Annotated in this window: 1 protein-coding gene; it reads left to right on the top strand. The window is 65.5% G+C overall.

From position 1 onward, the window contains the following. Positions 1 to 43: 43 nt before the first annotated feature. Positions 44 to 249, top strand: a 206-nt coding sequence (locus QP363_RS13340; RefSeq protein WP_284764844.1) for a hypothetical protein, incomplete at its 3' end; no start/stop codon positions are given.

The raw sequence follows: 249 nt of genomic DNA, 5'->3' as shown, positions 1-249 counted from the left end.
AATTGCCGGTGATCCACGTTCAGCGCACGTTTTGGATTCCGGTGTGGTGGATTGGAGCGGCGCGCGCCTCTCCATTAGCGACGACGACGCCGTTGCCATGCGGGCAGCGCGGGAACTCGGCGACGCCCTGGGCACCGAGGTTGTGGGTATCACCCTGGGCCCCGACTCCATCGGCACTCCGGCGCTGCGCAAGAACGCGCTCTCCAAAGGCCCGGATCGGCTCCTTGTGGTGAGTGATGATGCCACCAC

Source organism: Corynebacterium sp. UMB6689, from assembly GCF_030215295.1.
In the GTDB taxonomy this organism is placed as follows: domain Bacteria; phylum Actinomycetota; class Actinomycetes; order Mycobacteriales; family Mycobacteriaceae; genus Corynebacterium; species Corynebacterium aurimucosum.
The sequence above is the reverse complement of the archived record's forward strand: the minus strand, read 5'-3'. Positions and strand labels throughout refer to the sequence as shown.